Here is a 16341-nt window from a genome sequence, read left to right on the forward strand (position 1 = left end):
CGCTGATTCTGGCTAAGCCGCCAGATTTCTGAGCGCTTCCTTGCGCGAGAGCGGACTGAGCTGGTCCGCATGCCGCCGCACGAACGCTTTCACCCGGGCCGGATCCGTCCTGGCGTACTGGCGCAGCGGCCACCCGATCGCCTTGCGGATGAAGAACTCCCGGTCCTCGAGGTTGGCCTCGATCACAGCGGCCAGGAGCTCCGTGTCCGTGGCGTCCTTCGCCCCCAGCTGTGCGGTGATCGCGGCCCGCCGGACCCAGAAGTCCTCGTCCCGGCTCCAGCGTTCGAGCACCGGCGTCAGTTCTGCCCGGTGGGCCTGCAACAGGGCGCCCAGCCGGTGGGCCACCCCGTCCACCAGGTCCCACCAGGCTCCGGTGCGGATGATTTCCTCATAGAGGGCCAGCATGCTCAGTTCCCCGGCTGCGGGCTTGAGACCCGTGAGCTCGATCGCGGCGTAGCGTTCCTCACGGTGGCCGGCGTTGCGCCACAGCACAAGCACCGCGGACTGCAGTTCCGCCAGGCTGCCCGGCGGGTGGTCCGCGGCCGCGGCCCTGACAATGCTGCGAACCTCGGGAACCCGCACGCCCAGGGATGGCATCTGCGATTTCATGTAGGCCTGTGCCCCCGCGGCGCGGCCAGGATCGGCAGCAGCCTGGAGGCTGCCGCGGATCGCGTCAATGAGTTCCGCGGTGGTCATGAGGCCACTGTAGACACGCCGCGGCGGGCTTTAGAGTTGAAGCCAGCAAGCCGCGGCTCCGCGTCGGAAGGGAAAGCCATGTCCATGATCAAGAGTCCCGAAGAGATCGCACTGATGCGCGAGGCCGGCCGGGTGGTCGCCACCACCCTCGCCCGGGTCCGCGACGCGGCCGCCGTCGGCGTTTCGCTCAAGGAACTGGACGATGTCGCCGCAGCGTCAATCGCCGATGCGGGAGCCACGCCGGCGTTCCTGAACTACCGGCCGCGGTGGGCGTCAGTGCCGTTCCCGGGGGTCATCTGCACGTCCGTCAACGACGCCGTCGTGCATGGCATCCCCAACGAGTACCGGCTCCAGGACGGGGACCTCCTGAGCGTGGATTGCGGCGCGTTCCTGGCCGGGTGGTGCGGCGATGCGGCAGTCAGCTTCATCGTGGGGACCGTGGACCCGGTGGACCAGGCCCTCATCGACGCCACGGACGCCGCCCTGGCCAGGGGGATCGAAGCGGCAAGGATCGGGAACAAGATGGGGGATCTCGCCTACGCGATCGGCGGGGCAGCGCGCCGGGCAGGCTACGGGCTGCTCGCCGACCACGGCGGCCACGGGATCGGCCGGACCATGCACGCCGAGCCGCACGTGCCCAACGACGGGCGTCCCGGTCGCGGCATCAAATTGACCGAGGGCCTGGTCATCGCCATCGAGCCAATGCTGATTCTCGGCCGCAAGGACGACTACTACCATGACGACGACGAATGGACCCTCCGCTCAGCGAACGGCCGCCGCGCCGCGCACAGCGAACACACCGTTGCCATCACCGCCGACGGGCCGGTGATCCTGACCCTGCCCTAGCGCCCGCGGTCCCTGCCGGGCCGGGGCACCATCAGGCGGACGACGGCGCGTCCCGGCACCGCGCCGCTGACCACTTCGCCGCTGACTACTGTGAAGCCAGCCGCCAAAAAGAGTCCCAGCGTGCCGTGGTAGAGGTCTGCCGGGCCGGCCTTGGGCCGTTGCGCGGGGTCGACCGGATAACCCTCCACCACCGTGGCGCCGTGCGCGGCGGCGTGTTCGACGGCGGCGGCAAGCAACGCCCCCGCCACGCCGGTCCGTCGGTGGCCGGGGGAGACGACAAAGCAACTGACGGACCACACATGGTCCACGCCGGGATCCCGGGCGGCGTCAGGGGCCGACGCCAGCACCTTCGAGCGCAGGATCCTTGGGTAGCACCCGCGGGGCTCGACGGCGCACCAGCCCACCGGATTCCCGTCGCGGAAGGCCAGGACCCCGGGCGCCGGCTGGCCGCCGTCGAACTTGTCCCGCAACTGGTTCTTCCGCTCCTCCGGGGTGGACGCGGACCACTGCGGGCCGGTCAAGGCAAAGAACCGGCACCAGCATCGTGAGGGCTCGCCGCGGACGCCAAAGAGACGCTCGACGTCGGGCCAGTCCGCCGCGGCGGTGGTGATGGCTGCCTGGGCCCGGGGTTCTGCGTCGCGCATGGAAAGAGGGTAGCGCCTGGCGGTTTCCGCGTCAGCGCGTGCGCGTGCCCGGGCTGGCCTGGCGGCGGACGCGGTGCGCGGCGAGCCGGAGCTGGATGATGCGGGCGGCTCCGGCGATGGCGACCAGAACGCCGCCGCCGACGGCCGCGATGAACAAGGCGATGCCCAGCGGGACCGAGCCTTCGAGGCCAAAGAACTTCACCTGCACGTATTCCTGATTCTGCAGGATGAAAGCGATCAGCAGGATCAGCACCACGAGCGCGCAGGCAACCGCGGCCCAAACCATTCCCGCACGGGTGACCTGGCGCGTGTCCGGAGCGGGCGCCGGCGCGGGAGCCTGAGCCGTGGGTTCCTCGGGGCGGGAGGTTTCGGCGCGCCCCGCCGTCGTGGCGGCCACATCGGTGCCGGTCGCGGCCACGTCCGTGCTGAGGCCTTGCTCGGCGGACGAGGGCCCGGGCGTGGCGTCAGCGGACCCCGCGTACTGGGAGGTGGAGGCGTCGTCTGGATTGGTGGGGTCGAATCTGCGGGGTGTCTCGGTCATGGCGGCCGTACCTTTCGATTGCGGGCAGGGCGCACAGGCTATCCCTGCCGGCCTGCCAGTCCACTCAATACTAAGCGTGCTGAGGGCTGGCGGGGCTCAGGGCAGACGGTGTGCACGGTTCGGGCGATCTGCCCCAAGCCAGCATCTGTGCTTTGGAGCCCTGGCGGCGGCCGTCGGCGTCGTTCTTCCCGGCAGTCTTTCCGGGGAATGTTCCCGGAAAACCAGCGGCGCCCTCGGGGCAGTGCGGACTGTTGGCACCGGCCCGGGGAGGGTATAACGTCACAGCAAAGCGAATGCCTTGAAGAGGAGGCGCGGCCGTGACGATTATTGACAACGCCGTCTATGTGGACGGTCACCGGACCGCCGACCCGGAAGGGCTCGAGGAGACGTACTTTCTGCTGCGGCAGCGCCAGGGCATGGCCTGGATCGGGCTCTACCGGCCCGAAGCCCAGGAGTTGCGCTCCGTGGCCGAGGAATTTGACCTGAGCCACCTGGCCGTGGAGGACGCGCTCGCCGGCCACCAGCGGGCCAAGCTGGAACACTATGGCGAGACGCTGTTCCTGGTGCTGCGGCCCGCGCGGTACCTGGACGATGTGGAGAAGGTCGAGTTCGGCGAGATCCATGTGTTCTCCGGCCCGGACTTTGTGGTGACCGTCCGCCGGGCGGAGTCTCCCGACCTGGCCCGGGTGCGCCGGCGGATGGAGTCCGAGCCGGAGTTCCTGGCGCTCGGACCGGATGCGGTGTTGTACGCGATCCTGGACCAGGTGGTGGACGAGTACGAGCCGGTGGCGGCAGGGCTGGAAAACGATATCGATGAAATCGAAGACGACCTGTTCGCTGCCGACCCCGGCGTATCGCGCAGGATCTATGAACTCTCCCGCCAGGTCATCACGTTCCAGCGTGCCACGGCCCCGCTGGCCGGAATCCTGCAGAGCCTCATGGGCGGCGGACCGGACGGCGTGCCGGACCCCGAACTGCAGGATCATTTCCGCGACGTCCTGGACCACGCCATCAGGCTGGGGGAGCGGGTGTCTGCCTTCCGGGCGTTGCTGCAGAACGCCCTGGCCGTCAACGCGGCCCTGGTTGCCCAGCGGCAGAACGACGAAATGCGGCTCCTGACGGAGTCGAGCTTCGCCCAGAACGAGCAGGTCAAGCGGATCTCGTCGTGGGCTGCCATCCTGTTTGCGCCGACGTTGATCGCGTCGATTTACGGCATGAACTTCCGCGACATGCCCGAGCTCGACTGGATCTTCGGCTATCCGATGGCACTCGCGCTCATGCTCGGCATGGGCGGGATCCTGTTCCTGACGTTCAAACACAACAAGTGGATCTGATGTTCTGGTTGAAATCGGAGTTGGCGTAGGAAGCGGCCCTGACCTTGCGTTGTCGCAGGTCAGAGCCGCTCTCTTGTGCCCCAGGAGGGAATCGAACCCCCGACCGGCGGATTAGAAGGCCGCTGCTCTATCCCCTGAGCTACTGGGGCGCGCTGGCGCCCACCGGCTGCTGCCGGTGACGCCTCAAAAAGTTTACAGTGCCGGACGGCCGGTGGAGGTCAACGCCGTCCGGTTGGCTGGCCCTGCCGGCCCTGACTTCTCCCCAACACGGTCCCCACACCGTTGCCGGCAGCCGGTTATCCACATGGCACAGCCGGGTCCTCCCCGGCCACGGTCCACGGCGGGATGCTGGAACTGCCCGGCAGGGCACGACAATTCGAGACAGGACATGAGAATGAGCGACAACATTACGGTCCGTGGCTTCGTCGCCTCGGAGATCAGAAGCTCGACCACACCCGGTGGCGTGGCCACGGCGTCCTTCCGGTTCGGCGCCACCGAGCGCCGGTACGACCGCGGCTCCAGCACCTGGGTGGATGGCAACACCAACTGGTTCACCGTCCAGGGATACCGGCAGCTGGCCGGCAACATTGGCTGCAGCATCAAGAAGGGCCAGCGGGTCATCGTGGTTGGCAGGCTGAAGATGCGGAGCTGGGAGAAGGACGGCAGGGTCTACCACGTCGCCGAAATTGACGCGGAGTCAGTTGGCCACGACCTCATGTGGGGCTCTGCCAACTTCACCCGCTCAGCCGCAGCCGGAAGCCAGGCGGCCGCCGGATCCGGTTCCCCAGACGCGCCCGGTAGCGGTGACGGCGACGGAGGCGGACCGCAGAGCCAGCCAGGGGACGACGACGGGGACGGCGACCACGGTGCCGACCACCACGACCACGGGACCTTCATCCATGACGAGAGCGGTGAGGAGGAGGAGGTGGACCAGGAAACCGGAGAACTGAAAGGGGTCGCAGCCTGAATCCCCTAGACCGGCGGGCAGCGCCGTGGACGCCGGGACTGGGCACCGGCACGCCGGAACGCGGCACTGCCGCGTGGCAGAATTGCCCGATGCAACACGCCAGGATCGCTGCGGGACGGGCGGGCCCCACCCGCACCGCGGGAGGGGACGCCCGTCGCGGCGGCTGGGCCGTTCCGGCCGCCGCAACCTTGGTGCTCCTGCTTTCGGCCACCGCCTGTGCGACGCCGGCCGGCAGCAGCGGAGCCATGGCCTCTGAAGCCGCGGATTCTCAGGGGACACCTTCCGCAACGTCCCCGGCACCGGCCCCGACAGCCACTGCGTCGCCGCTGGCGAAACCCGGCCTGAAACCCGACAGGGAATCCGCCATGAAGTCCACGGTCGAGGCGGTCCTGAACGCCGCCATCCGCGCCGGCGGTCAGCCCGAAACGGCGGGCATCCGCGCGTCGTTGGTTAAGGCAGGGATTCCGGCCGACACTGTAGAAGTCACAGCCGGGCGGACGCCCACCGGCCTGGCTGTCGACGCCGTCGAGGCCGGAGTGCGCGACGGCAGCGACTGCATCGTGGCCCAGATCCGCACCGGCAGCGTCACCGTCGCTGTGCTGCCGGGTCTGGCCTCCGGCGGCTGCCTCGTGGGCGTCCGGGACTGAGCCGAACCCCCGGACGCCGTTAAGTGGCCGATCCGGGCTCACGGAATGTGAGTTATCCCGCCCGAACCACTAGATTTGTAGGCATGGCGGAATTTATCTACACAATGACCAAGGCCCGTAAGGCTGTCGGCGAAAAACTCATCCTCGATGACGTAAGCATGTCCTTCTTCCCGGGGGCCAAGATTGGCGTTGTCGGCCCGAATGGTGCCGGTAAGTCCACCATTCTCAAGATCATGGCCGGCCTGGACACTCCCTCCAACGGTGAGGCCCGGCTCAGCCCCGGCTACACGGTAGGCATCCTGCTGCAGGAGCCGCCGCTGAACGAAGACAAGACCGTCCTGGGCAACGTCCAGGAAGGCGTCGGCGAAATCTACGGCAAGATCCAGCGCTTCAACGCGATCTCCGAGGAAATGGCCAGCCCCGACGCTGACTACGATGCCCTCCTCGAGGAAATGGGACAGCTGCAGGAAGCGATCGACGCGGCCGACGCCTGGGACATCGATTCCCAGCTGGAACAGGCTATGGACGCACTGCGCTGCCCGCCCGCCGACGCCGACGTCACCCTGCTCTCCGGTGGTGAGCGCCGCCGCGTCGCGCTGTGCAAGCTCCTGCTGCAGAAGCCGGACCTGTTGCTCCTCGACGAGCCCACCAACCACCTTGACGCCGAGAGCGTGCTGTGGCTGGAGCAGCACCTCTCCAGCTACTCCGGTGCCGTCCTTGCCGTCACCCACGACCGGTACTTCCTCGACCACGTGGCCGAGTGGATCGCCGAAGTCGACCGCGGCCACCTGTACCCGTACGAGGGCAACTACTCCACGTACCTGGAGAAGAAGCGCGCCCGTCTGGAGGTCCAGGGCAAGAAGGACGCCAAGCAGGCCAAGCGCCTGACCGAGGAACTCGAATGGGTCCGGTCCAACGCCAAGGGACGCCAGACCAAGTCCAAGGCCCGTCTGGCCCGCTACGAGGAAATGGCTGCCGAGGCAGACCGTACCCGCAAGCTCGACTTCGAAGAGATCCAGATCCCGCCGGGCCCGCGCCTGGGCGGACTCGTGCTGGAGGCCAAGGGGCTCCAGAAGGGCTTTGATGACCGCACCCTGATCGACGGACTGTCCTTCAGCCTGCCCCGCAACGGCATCGTCGGCGTCATCGGCCCCAACGGCGTCGGCAAATCGACCCTCTTCAAGACCATCGTGGGCCTGGAACCGCTCGACGGCGGCGAACTGAAGATCGGCGATTCCGTCAAGATCTCCTACGCCGACCAGAGCCGCGGCGGCATTGACCCGAACAAGACCCTGTGGGAAGTCGTCTCCGACGGCCTCGACTACATCCAGGTCGGCCACGTCGAAATGCCGTCCCGCGCCTACGTGGCCGCTTTCGGCTTCAAGGGCCCGGACCAGCAGAAGAAGGCCGGGGTGCTCTCCGGTGGTGAGCGCAACCGCCTCAACCTGGCGCTGACCCTCAAGCAGGGTGGCAACCTGCTGCTCCTCGACGAACCGACCAACGACCTCGACGTCGAAACCCTCAGCAGCCTCGAAAACGCCCTGCTCGAATTCCCGGGCTGCGCCGTCGTCGTCTCGCACGACCGCTGGTTCCTGGACCGGGTGGCCACCCACATCCTCGCCTACGAAGGCGACGAGGAGAACCCGTCCAAGTGGTACTGGTTCGAGGGCAACTTCGAGTCCTACGAGGAGAACAAGGTCGAGCGCCTGGGCCCGGATGCGGCCAAGCCGCACCGCGTAACCCACCGCCGCCTCACCCGCGACTAAGCCCGCAAGGCTTACAGCGCCACGAAAAAGCCGGCTCCCGCCTGAACTGTTTCAGGGGGAGCCGGCTTTTTGTGTGCAGTGGACCTGTGTGCGGTGGGCCTGTGTGCCGTTGACGCTGTGTGCCGAGGACGCCGTGGGGGAGTACTGGCAGCCCTCGGCTTTGCTGATCTGGTGCTGCAGCGCCCTCGATCAGACGGCGGCCTGCACGGCGCCCTTCTCTGTGTTCTTCAGGTCGGTGTTTTTGAAGTCGTTCGGGACGCGGATCATGCCTTCCTGGGCCACCGTCGCCACGTGCCGGCCGTCCCGGCTGAAGATTTTGCCCGTCGCGAGGCCCCGTGCGCCCTGGGCGCTGGGCGATTCCTGGACGTACAGGAGCCACTCGTCGACCCTGACCGGCCGGTGCCACCACATGGCGTGGTCCAGGCTTGCCACGGACATTCCCGGCGTAATCCAGCTCATGCCGTGCTTGCGGAGGATGGATTCGAGCAAGGTGTAGTCGCTCGCGTAGGCCAGGGCCGCCCGGTGCAGGCCGGCGTCGTCGGGCATCGGACCGAAGGTCTTCATCCACACGGCGTTGCGGGCTTCCCGGGGTCCCTTGGCCGAGACATACAGTGCCGGATCGACGTGGCGGATGTCGAACGGCCGCTCGTAGGCCCAGTGCCGGGCCACGGGGTGATCGAACTTGCCCAGCAGGTCGGCCGTGCTCGGCAGCGATTCGGGGTCCGGGATCCCGGCGGGCATCTCGGACTGGTGCTCGATCCCCTCGTCCTCGGCCTGGAAGGACGCGATCATCGACAGGATGGGCATGCCCTCCTGATAGGCGTGGACCCGGCGGGCCGAGAAGGACCGCCCGTCGCGCAGTCGCTGCACACCGAAGGTGATCGGCTTGTTGGCGTCTCCGGGCCGGAGGAAGTAACCGTGCATGGAGTGCACGCTGCGGTCCGGATCGACGGTGCGGCTGCCGGCTATCAGGGACTGCGCCAGCACCTGGCCGCCAAAGACGCGCTGCTTGGGCTGTTGCTGGGAGGGACCCATGAAGATGTCCTCGTCCGTCCGGGCGCCCTCGAGCTCGCCGAGGTTGAGAAGTTGGATGAGCGAGGAGGTGGGGTCCTGGGTCGGGAGCCCCAGCAGTCCGGCTTCGGCTTCAGTCATGGTCTGACTCTAGACGGCGTCCAGCGCCGCTCCAAAGAAGCGCAGCCGGTAGAGTCAGTAGTGTGTCTGATGTCCTAACCCAGCCCCTGCAGTTCACCGATCCCCGCGACCTCGACGACCTGCGCACCTTCGCGACGCGCGCCAGGTCCATTGACGACGGCGCCATCCGGCTCCAGGCCGCGGGCCCCGTCCTGGCCGCCTACGTCTGCGTCCTGCGGCCCCGGCTCCTGGGCGAATCCACCCCCACCATCCTGGGCCTGCGGACCATGGCGCTGGCGCAGCCGGCGGACACTGACGTGACAGTGCCGCTGTCCGCCGTGCTGGACCGCCTGGCACGGGCGGGGGAGCACGACGTCGAACTTCCCGTCCCGCCGGTGACCGTCAGCGAGTCGTGGGCCGGGATCGGCGCGCCGCGGGCCGGCTGGGAACTGCTCGGCACCGTCCAGGACACTGCCCTGCGGACCGCAGCGGAGGCCGGGATCAGGGAGATCGCCGCGATCATTCCGGACAAGCCCGGTGCGCTGATCGTCAACAACGCCAGGGCAACGGTCTGGGGCCGGGAACTGCCCGACGCCGGCGGCCTGCCGGCCGGGGCCGCGTTCGCCGCGCTCACCCTGGGTTTCCTGGCAGAGAGCGAACAACGGCTCTACCGCGCCGGGCGCTGGTTCCGGCTCAGCGGCACCCGCGGCCACGTGCTGGTCCGGACCGGCACCGGGCTCTAGGAAGCTCCGGCGCCCTCCGCACTCAGGCCTCTGACGGGCTGTTCACCATGGACAGGGCTGCCCGCTCCATGTAATCCCAGAGCGTTCCCTCATACAGCGGCGGCAGTTCCAGGGCATCCACCGCGGCACGCATGTGGAACAGCCAGCGCTCCTTGGCCTCCGGCGTCACCCGGAACGGCATGTGGCGCATCCGCAGCCGCGGATGCCCGCGCTCCTCGCCGTACGTCGTCGGCCCGCCCCAGTACTGTTCCAGGAACATCAGGAAGCGGCGCTTGGCCGGGCCAAGGTCCTCTTCCGGGTACATGGCGCGCAACAGCGGATCTGTTGCGACGCCGTCGTAGAAGACGTCGATGAGCTTCACAAAGGTCTCGTGGCCGCCCACGGCGTCATAGAAGTTGTCCGTGTAGCCGGGCTGGCTGAACGGATCGTTCTGCAGCAGCTGCCTGGGCTGGCTGGGTTCGCTGGCGCTGGGAATCGTCATTTCACTATTCTCCAGCCTTCTGCTGGGGTGCGCTGTCGGCCTCGTCCGCCGGGGACGTCTCGGGCGGAATGTACGTGCCCTGGGAGCGGTTGCCCACGCGCAGGATTTCGCCGTTGCGCAGGTACCAGATGGTGCCGTCGTCGGCCCGGACCCGGGTGATCCGCAGGTTCATGGCCTCGACCGTGCCCACCACCTCGGAAGTCTCGATAATGTCGCCAATGCCGTACTGGTCCTCGAAGGTAATGAAGATGCCGGCGAGGAAGTCGCGGATCAACTGCTGGGCCCCGAAGCCGATCGCCACACCGAGGATCCCGACGCTCGTCAGGATGGGAGCCACGTCCACGTTCAGGTACTTGAGCACGTACACGATGGTGAGGACGGCGATCAGGACGCCGACCACGCTGCGGAGCAGTGCGCCGATTGTCTCTGCCCGCTGGACGCGGCGTTCATGGTCCAGGGCGCGGAACGCCGGAGCCACCCAGCGGAAGTGCGACTTCTTGAAAAGTGTGCTGCCCGCCGCGACCCGTTTGGTGATTCCGGTGATCACGAAGGATGCCACCAGCCACACGGCGACGCCGATGCCCAGGCTGATGAGGCCGCCTGGCAGGTTGACAGCCGAGATGTCCGGTGCGGTGATGGGTTCGATGGTGGTCAGGCTGATCATCGGTGAGGGAAAACTCCTTGTTTACTGCAACCCTGCTGCCGGCCGGCAGCAGGGCTGGGCGTCCGGAAAGGCAGCTGGCGTTCGCCGGGCGCATAACGCTCTGGTCTACTTCAACACTAGCGCCGTAGCGTGGCCCCATGCGCATCCTGGTCCTTGGCGGCACCGTCTTCCTGTCAGCTGAAATAGCCCGGCAGGCCCTCGCCGCCGGTCACGACGTTACATGCCTGGCCCGCGGTACCGCCGCCGCGCCGCCCGACGGCGCCACCTGGCTGCGCGCGGACCGCGCGCAGGGGAAGGCCGCGTACCAAGGGGCCGCCGGCAGCGGCGGGTGGGACGCTGTCGTCGACGTCTCGCGGGACCCCGCCCAGGCACGGGCGGCCCTCGAGACGCTGGCCGGCTCGGCCCGGCACTGGACCTTCATTTCCAGCTGCTCGGTCTACGCTGACCACTCAGTGGCCGGCGAGGCCGAAGACGCCCAGGTGCTCCCGCCGCTGGCCCCGGGCACGGAACTGACCATGGATAACTACGGCGAGGCCAAGTCCGCGATCGAGCACCTGACCCGGGAACTGGCAGGGGACAAGGCGCACCTCTGCCGCGCCGGCCTGATCGGCGGCCCCGGGGACGGCTCCGACCGCTACGGGTACTGGCCGGCCCGATTCGCCCGGGACAACGATCCCGTCCTGGTCCCGGACATCCCCGCCGACGCCACCCAGATCATCGACGTCCGCGACCTCGCGGCCTGGATCCTCACCGCCGCCGAAAACGGAACCACAGGGGCGCTGAACGCCGTCGGTGAGCCGGTGCCCTTTGCCGCCTACCTGGAGGAAGCCCGCCAGCTGGCCGACGCCGAGTCAGAGGTGGTTGTCGCCCCCGAGGACTGGCTGGCGTCGCACGGTGCGAACTACTGGGCCGGCCCGGACTCGCTGCCGCTGTGGCTGCCGCCAGGCCACGAGGGCTTCGCGACCCGCAGCAACGACGCTGCCCGGACAGCAGGGCTGCGGCTCCGGCCCTGGATGGACACGCTGCGGGACACCCTGGCGGATGAACGCCGCCGCGGACTCGGCCGTGAACGCAAGGCCGGAATGAGCCCGGAGACGGAGCGCCGGCTGGTGTCCGAGTACCGGACAGAGGCCTCGGCCGACCCGGCTGACGGCGCCGCCTGAAAACTATTCAGTCAGCCTGGCCCTCCACCACAGCCGTCGGCTTGTGCAACACCGGGAAGTTCACGCTGCGGGCGATGAAACAGACCTTGTTGGCCTCCACGTGGAGTTCCTCGAGGACATCCGGTGCCGCCGCTTCCGCCACCGTCACCCGGGGCCTCAGCGTGACGGATTCGAACTGCCCGCTGCCGTCCCTGTTGGTCCGCATCAGGCCCTCGGCCCGGTCCTCGTAGGCCGTCACCACAACGCCGTGCTTCACGGCCACGTGCAGGAAGGAGAGCATGTGGCACTGCGAGAGCGCAGCCAGCAGGAGCTGTTCGGGGTTGTAGCGCTCCCGGTCCCCGTGGAAGGTCGGATCGGCCGAGCCGCGCAGCACCGGCAGCCCGGGGATCTCGACGTCGTGGTCCCGTGAGTAACCGCGGTACGAGGACGTCCCGGCCCCGCGGTTCCCGGTCCAGCGGACGGTCAGCGCATAGTGATGTTCGTCAAGGCTCATGACTCCAGCCTAGAACGACAGAACCCCGGCGCCGCACAGGGGCGGCGCCGGGGTTCCAGGCTTGCCGGGGATCCGGTGCCTTGGTCGTTAGCCGACGTCGGCCTGGCGGGCGCGCAGGGCCCGGGCAACGCCGTCGCGGTTCTCCAGCATCATCCGGCGCAGCGCCGCACTGCCCTCCGGCAGCGAGGCCAGGAACTCATCCGTGCGGTCCACCGTGGCCTGCGTGGTCAGCTGGGCCGGGTAGAGCCCGACGACGATCTGCGAGGCCAGCGCGTGGGTGCGGCTTGCCATGATGCCGGGGACGGCCTCGAAGTACTTCTCGGCGTACGGCTCGAGCAGGGACGTGTCCAGGACCCGGGTAAAGCCGGTCACCGCGGAGCCCTGCAGGGCGTTGGACAGATCGCCCTTGACCACGATCGATTCCCAGGCCGCGGCCTTGGCCTCCGGGGTGGGGATGGCGGCCGTGGCCAGGGCCGCCGCGTTCTGGCCGTTGGAGGTGTTGTCGTGCTCCAGTTCCTCGTCGATCCGCTCCTGTCCGGCGCGGCCGCCGGCCACGAGGGAGGCCAGCAGCTCCCACCGGAGGTCCTGGTCCACGCTCAGCCCATCGAGGGTGAGTGAGCCGTCCAGCAGCCCGGAGACCGTGTCCAGCTGCCCGGCGCTGCGGGCCAGCAGGGCGTAGGACTTCACGAACTGCAGCTGGGCGTCCGAGCCGGCCGGCACCGCCGAGGCGAGCTCCCAGAGCTTGTCGGCCGCGGCCACGGCGGTGGCCTCCTGGTGCTCCTCGGCCACGTAGAAGGTCAGCGTGGTGGCCAGCTGCCGGAGCTGGACCAGGATCACGGAGGAATCGGATTCCTCGGCAATGTTGGCGAGGATCAGCTCCACGTACCCGCGGGCCGGGGACTCGCCGTCGCGCGCCGCATCCCAGGCCGAGCCCCACACGAGCGTGCGGGGGAGGCTCTGGCTGAAGTCCTTCAGGTGCGCCGTTGCGGTGGCGAGGGACTTCGGATCCAGGCGGACCTTGGCATAGGCGAGGTCGTCGTCATTGAGCAGGATCAGGTCCGGCTGGGCCAGGCCGGCCAAGGCCGGAACTTCGGTGCGCTCGCCGTCGACGTCGAGCTCCTCGCGGTGCACCCGCTCCAGCTTGCCGGCCCCGTTGAGGTTGTAGAAGCCGACCGCGAGGCGGTGCGGCCGCAGGGTCGGTTCGCTCTCGATCGCCGACTGCACGATGGCGAAGGACTCGATGGTGCCGTCCGTGGCCGCCGAGATTTCCGGTGTCAGGGTGTTCACGCCGGCGGTCTCCAGCCAGAGCTGCCCCCACCGTTCCAGGTCGCGGCCGCTGGCCTTCTCGAGTTCGGCCATGAGGTCGCTGAGCTCGGTGTTCTGCCAGGCGTGCTTGCTGAAGTACTCCCGCACCCCGGACATGAATTGCTCCGGGCCCACCCAGGCGACGAGCTGGCGCAGCACCGACGCGCCCTTGGCGTAGGTGATCCCGTCGAAGTTCACCTCGACGTCCTGGAGGTCGTTGATCTCGGCGAAGATCGGGTGCGTGGTGGGCAGCTGATCCTGCCGGTAGGCCCAGGACTTCTCCACGGACGCGAACGTGGTCCAGGCGTGGCCGAACTCGGTGTTCTCGACGGCGGCCAGATGGGACATGTATTCGGCGAAGGACTCGTTGAGCCAGAGGTCGTTCCACCAGCGCATGGTGACGAGGTCGCCGAACCACATGTGCGCGAGCTCGTGCAGCACGGTGATCGCGCGGCGTTCCACCTGGGCGTCGGTGACCTTGCCGCGGAAGACGTAGCCTTCCAGGATGGTGACGGCCCCGGCGTTCTCCATGGCGCCGGCGTTGAACTCCGGCACGAAGAGCTGGTCGTACTTCTCGAACGGGTATGGGCAGCCGAACTGGGCCTCGAAGAACTCGAAGCCCTGCCGGGTGAGTTCGAAGATGTTGTCCGCATCGAGGTACTGCATGAGCGACTTGCGGGCGAAGATGCCCAGCGGGGTGACCTTGCCCGCCGCCGACGTGACCTCGCTGCCCACCGACTGGTACGGCCCGGCGATCAGGGCGGTGACATAGGAGGACAGCCGCGGTGTCGGCGTGAACTCCCAGACAGAGCGGGCGCCCCCATCCGCGCCGGGGATGGTCTCCACCGGCACCGGGGTGGGGGAGTTGGACACGACATCCCAGTGCGAGGGGGCGGTGACGGTGAACGTGAAGCTGGCCTTCAGGTCGGGCTGTTCGAAGACGGCGAACATGCGCCGCGAATCCGGGACCTCGAACTGGGTGTACAGGTAGACCTCGTTGTCCACCGGATCCACGAAGCGGTGCAGGCCTTCACCGGTGTTCATGTACGGGGCGTCGGCGACCACCAGCAGGTGGTTCTCGGCCGCGAGGTCCGGGAGCTGGATCCGGACGCCGTCGGAGACCTCGGCCGGATCCAGTTCGCGGCCGTTGAGGCTCACGCTGTGCACGGCGTGGGTGACGGCGTCGATGAAGGTCGACGAGCCCGGCTTGGCCCGGAACTTCACGGCCGTGGTGGAGCCGAAGACCTTCTCGCCGCGGGTCAGGTCCAGGCTGACCTCGTAGGAGTCGACGTCGATCAGGGCGGCGCGCTCGCGGGCTTCGGCGCGGGTCAGGTTCATACCGGGCAAAGGGGCCTCCAGAAGAAGATGGATACTGCCGGCCGGCCGCGGCCGCGGCCGCCGGCGATACTGTGAAATTATTCTTTCACGTTAGCGGCCCTTGGCAAGTTAGCCCGGTCACAACCGGCCCCAAGGCCTCCGCATCCAGCCCACGATTTGCCACGAATGGCCGCTTAGCCGATGCCCTTGGCGGCCGTTCGTGTCAGATGGGTGCGGTTGGGGCGGCCACGTTGACGTTGCCCCGGCGGTCTCTTCTTGCTCGTGGCGAGGTCCGGGCGCCGGACTACGTGCCTGATCCCACATTTGCTTCCCGTCCACCTCCTGACCTGCGCGCACGTCCCCAGATCCATCAAGGGGCGTCCGCGGTAGCGTTGGAGCATGGGAAAGATCCGTGACTCCGTCGATGCCAGGGCGCTGCGCTTTGCCATCGGTTTCCCCCTGATGCTGGCGGCAGGATTCGTGGTGTGTGCGCTTCTGGTACGCCCGGATCTGCCCGAGCCGCTGGCCGTCCGCTGGACCGCCGCCGGTGCCGCCGACTTCGCGCCGTTCGTGACGGTCGCGGGAGCCGGAGCCTCGCTGATCGTGGTGATCGGCTGGGCCGTGCTGCTGCAGGCCGTGCCGCTGTCGCGCCCCGCGATGATGCGCCGCATCATGATGGGCGCCGGCCTGTCCATGAGCCTGTTCGTCGCCACAGTCCTTGCCGCCGTGCTCGTGGGCCAGCTGGGCCTGCCCGATGCGCGGGGATCCCATGTGGACGCCTCGGTCCTGGCCCTCGGCAGCGGCGCGGCCCTCGGCCTGGGCATTGTGATGGGTTTTGTCTTCAAGGCCGACGAGCGCTGGTCCGTTGATGACGACGTCGCCGTCCGGCAGGCCCTCGAGCGCGAACAGGATCCGGATTTGGCCAGGGACCGGGTCAGCCTCTGGGTCCACGCCCGCAGCTCCATCTTCGTCATGCTCGGCATCGCAACGCTTCTGCCGGCCGCCCTCCTGACCGTTGCCGTGCCGTGGCTGTCTGTCCTCCTGGTGGCGGCGGCCCTGGTGGCCGCGGCGTTCCTGGTGGCCCGGATCCGGGTTGACCGCGGCGGCCTGCACGTCTTCGCGGCAGGCTTCGTCCGGGTCATGGAGGTTCCGGCCGCGGCCATCGACGCCGCGACGCCCAGGGACGTCACGGCGGCGGACTATGGCGGGTGGGGTTACCGGACCCATGGCAACACCACCGCGATGCTGGTCAGCAGCGGCCCCGCGGTGGTCATCGACCGCTCGGACGGGCGCCGGCTGGCGGTGAGCGGCGGCAGTGCCACCGCGGCGGACAATATCGCCCAAACGCTGTCCCGGGTGGCGGACAGGGCCCGGCGGAACGGCGGGACCACCGCCGTGTAGCACGGCCGTGTAGCACGGCGGTGTCGGTCCCCGGTGGAGTAGGACGGTGGAGCAAGACGGCGGAGTACGACGGCGTGCCGGGCCTGTGTAACACGACCGTCCAGTGAGGGGTCCGGCGGGCTGCAGCAAGGTCCCGGGAGGCCCGGCCTAGTACGCTTGGACCAGACCCCAACCGCCCCGGCCGCCGCCCGGCGCCGCAACC

16 protein-coding genes and 1 tRNA gene are annotated in these 16341 nt (G+C 68.5%); 8 read left to right on the forward strand and 9 right to left on the reverse strand.

Annotation, left to right across the window (positions count from 1 at the left end):
- Positions 1 to 12: 12 nt before the first annotated feature.
- Positions 13 to 696 (reverse strand): DNA alkylation repair protein, encoded by a 684-nt coding sequence (locus AC1DKN_RS14655; RefSeq protein WP_476871683.1) that lies wholly within the window; start codon positions 694 to 696, stop codon positions 13 to 15.
- Between the two features lie 78 nt (positions 697 to 774).
- Here AC1DKN_RS14655 and map point away from each other — a divergent pair, with 78 nt between their 5' ends.
- On the forward strand, positions 775 to 1542 hold the full coding sequence (gene map / locus AC1DKN_RS14660) for a type I methionyl aminopeptidase (protein WP_476856927.1): 768 nt from the start codon (positions 775 to 777) through the stop codon (positions 1540 to 1542).
- Here map and AC1DKN_RS14665 read toward each other — a convergent pair.
- Positions 1539 to 2186: a GNAT family N-acetyltransferase gene (locus AC1DKN_RS14665; RefSeq protein ID WP_476871684.1), complete on the reverse strand. Its 648-nt coding sequence runs from the start codon at positions 2184 to 2186 to the stop codon at positions 1539 to 1541. The genes map and AC1DKN_RS14665 overlap by 4 nt on opposite strands.
- 31 nt (positions 2187 to 2217) lie before the next feature.
- A complete protein-coding gene (locus tag AC1DKN_RS14670) occupies positions 2218 to 2727 on the reverse strand; it encodes a LapA family protein (protein WP_476849002.1) in 510 nt (169 codons plus the stop codon).
- Positions 2728 to 3044: 317 nt separating this feature from the next.
- Here AC1DKN_RS14670 and AC1DKN_RS14675 point away from each other — a divergent pair, with 317 nt between their 5' ends.
- Positions 3045 to 4061, forward strand: a complete 1017-nt coding sequence (locus AC1DKN_RS14675; RefSeq protein ID WP_243177208.1) for a magnesium and cobalt transport protein CorA — start codon at positions 3045 to 3047, stop codon at positions 4059 to 4061.
- A 76-nt stretch (positions 4062 to 4137) separates the two neighbouring features.
- On the opposite strand, the gene AC1DKN_RS14680 is transcribed toward AC1DKN_RS14675, so the two are convergent.
- Positions 4138 to 4210 (reverse strand) — tRNA-Arg (locus AC1DKN_RS14680).
- 245 nt (positions 4211 to 4455) lie between these two features.
- Here AC1DKN_RS14680 and AC1DKN_RS14685 point away from each other — a divergent pair.
- The 3 genes from AC1DKN_RS14685 (at position 4456) to ettA (ending at position 7441) form a co-directional block, all read left to right on the forward strand.
- A complete protein-coding gene (locus AC1DKN_RS14685) occupies positions 4456 to 5028 on the forward strand; it encodes a single-stranded DNA-binding protein (protein ID WP_476871685.1) in 573 nt (190 codons plus the stop codon).
- Between the two features lie 89 nt (positions 5029 to 5117).
- Entirely contained in the window at positions 5118 to 5675 is a 558-nt protein-coding gene (locus tag AC1DKN_RS14690; RefSeq protein ID WP_476871686.1) for a DUF6993 domain-containing protein, read from the forward strand.
- Positions 5676 to 5758: 83 nt separating this feature from the next.
- Positions 5759 to 7441 (forward strand): energy-dependent translational throttle protein EttA, encoded by a 1683-nt coding sequence (gene ettA, locus AC1DKN_RS14695; RefSeq protein WP_026266424.1) that lies wholly within the window; start codon positions 5759 to 5761, stop codon positions 7439 to 7441.
- A 189-nt stretch (positions 7442 to 7630) separates the two neighbouring features.
- On the opposite strand, the gene AC1DKN_RS14700 is transcribed toward ettA, so the two are convergent.
- Positions 7631 to 8593: an acyl-CoA thioesterase gene (locus AC1DKN_RS14700; protein WP_476850152.1), complete on the reverse strand. Its 963-nt coding sequence runs from the start codon at positions 8591 to 8593 to the stop codon at positions 7631 to 7633.
- 62 nt (positions 8594 to 8655) lie between these two features.
- Here AC1DKN_RS14700 and AC1DKN_RS14705 point away from each other — a divergent pair, with 62 nt between their 5' ends.
- Complete coding sequence (locus tag AC1DKN_RS14705) at positions 8656 to 9315, forward strand: DUF8185 domain-containing protein (protein ID WP_476856923.1); 660 nt, start codon at positions 8656 to 8658, stop codon at positions 9313 to 9315.
- Between the two features lie 22 nt (positions 9316 to 9337).
- Here AC1DKN_RS14705 and AC1DKN_RS14710 read toward each other — a convergent pair whose 3' ends face one another.
- A complete protein-coding gene (locus AC1DKN_RS14710) occupies positions 9338 to 9796 on the reverse strand; it encodes a globin (protein WP_079554696.1) in 459 nt (152 codons plus the stop codon).
- A gap of 4 nt (positions 9797 to 9800) precedes the next feature.
- The gene (locus tag AC1DKN_RS14715) at positions 9801 to 10460 is read right to left on the reverse strand and encodes a mechanosensitive ion channel family protein (protein WP_028277840.1); all 660 of its coding nucleotides are present in this window, start codon (positions 10458 to 10460) and stop codon (positions 9801 to 9803) included.
- Between the two features lie 137 nt (positions 10461 to 10597).
- Between AC1DKN_RS14715 and AC1DKN_RS14720 the strand changes: the two genes are divergently transcribed.
- Positions 10598 to 11623, forward strand: a complete 1026-nt coding sequence (locus tag AC1DKN_RS14720) for an NAD-dependent epimerase/dehydratase family protein (protein ID WP_476871687.1) — start codon at positions 10598 to 10600, stop codon at positions 11621 to 11623.
- A gap of 7 nt (positions 11624 to 11630) precedes the next feature.
- Here AC1DKN_RS14720 and AC1DKN_RS14725 read toward each other — a convergent pair whose 3' ends face one another.
- Both AC1DKN_RS14725 and pepN read right to left on the reverse strand, forming a co-directional pair.
- Positions 11631 to 12116: an OsmC family protein gene (locus AC1DKN_RS14725; RefSeq protein WP_476871688.1), complete on the reverse strand. Its 486-nt coding sequence runs from the start codon at positions 12114 to 12116 to the stop codon at positions 11631 to 11633.
- A gap of 87 nt (positions 12117 to 12203) precedes the next feature.
- The gene (gene pepN, locus AC1DKN_RS14730; protein WP_476871724.1) at positions 12204 to 14759 is read right to left on the reverse strand and encodes an aminopeptidase N; all 2556 of its coding nucleotides are present in this window, start codon (positions 14757 to 14759) and stop codon (positions 12204 to 12206) included.
- Between the two features lie 378 nt (positions 14760 to 15137).
- Here pepN and AC1DKN_RS14735 point away from each other — a divergent pair, with 378 nt between their 5' ends.
- Positions 15138 to 16139, forward strand: coding sequence for a hypothetical protein (locus AC1DKN_RS14735; protein ID WP_476871689.1), 1002 nt, complete (start codon positions 15138 to 15140; stop codon positions 16137 to 16139).
- The last annotated feature ends 202 nt before the right edge of the window (positions 16140 to 16341 follow it).

It is taken from the genome of Arthrobacter sp. 01N444 (assembly GCF_056399305.1).

Coding starts and splice junctions, on each gene's coding strand:
- AC1DKN_RS14655 (WP_476871683.1), bottom strand. CDS start 696: ATGACCACCGCGGAACTCATTGACGCGATCCGCGGCAGCCTCCAGGCT.
- map (WP_476856927.1), top strand. CDS start 775: ATGTCCATGATCAAGAGTCCCGAAGAGATCGCACTGATGCGCGAGGCC.
- AC1DKN_RS14665 (WP_476871684.1), bottom strand. CDS start 2,186: ATGCGCGACGCAGAACCCCGGGCCCAGGCAGCCATCACCACCGCCGCG.
- AC1DKN_RS14670 (WP_476849002.1), bottom strand. CDS start 2,727: ATGACCGAGACACCCCGCAGATTCGACCCCACCAATCCAGACGACGCC.
- AC1DKN_RS14685 (WP_476871685.1), top strand. CDS start 4,456: ATGAGCGACAACATTACGGTCCGTGGCTTCGTCGCCTCGGAGATCAGA.
- AC1DKN_RS14690 (WP_476871686.1), top strand. CDS start 5,118: ATGCAACACGCCAGGATCGCTGCGGGACGGGCGGGCCCCACCCGCACC.
- ettA (WP_026266424.1), top strand. CDS start 5,759: ATGGCGGAATTTATCTACACAATGACCAAGGCCCGTAAGGCTGTCGGC.
- AC1DKN_RS14700 (WP_476850152.1), bottom strand. CDS start 8,593: ATGACTGAAGCCGAAGCCGGACTGCTGGGGCTCCCGACCCAGGACCCC.
- AC1DKN_RS14710 (WP_079554696.1), bottom strand. CDS start 9,796: ATGACGATTCCCAGCGCCAGCGAACCCAGCCAGCCCAGGCAGCTGCTG.
- AC1DKN_RS14715 (WP_028277840.1), bottom strand. CDS start 10,460: ATGATCAGCCTGACCACCATCGAACCCATCACCGCACCGGACATCTCG.
- AC1DKN_RS14720 (WP_476871687.1), top strand. CDS start 10,598: ATGCGCATCCTGGTCCTTGGCGGCACCGTCTTCCTGTCAGCTGAAATA.
- AC1DKN_RS14725 (WP_476871688.1), bottom strand. CDS start 12,116: ATGAGCCTTGACGAACATCACTATGCGCTGACCGTCCGCTGGACCGGG.
- pepN (WP_476871724.1), bottom strand. CDS start 14,759: ATGAACCTGACCCGCGCCGAAGCCCGCGAGCGCGCCGCCCTGATCGAC.
- AC1DKN_RS14735 (WP_476871689.1), top strand. CDS start 15,138: ATGGGAAAGATCCGTGACTCCGTCGATGCCAGGGCGCTGCGCTTTGCC.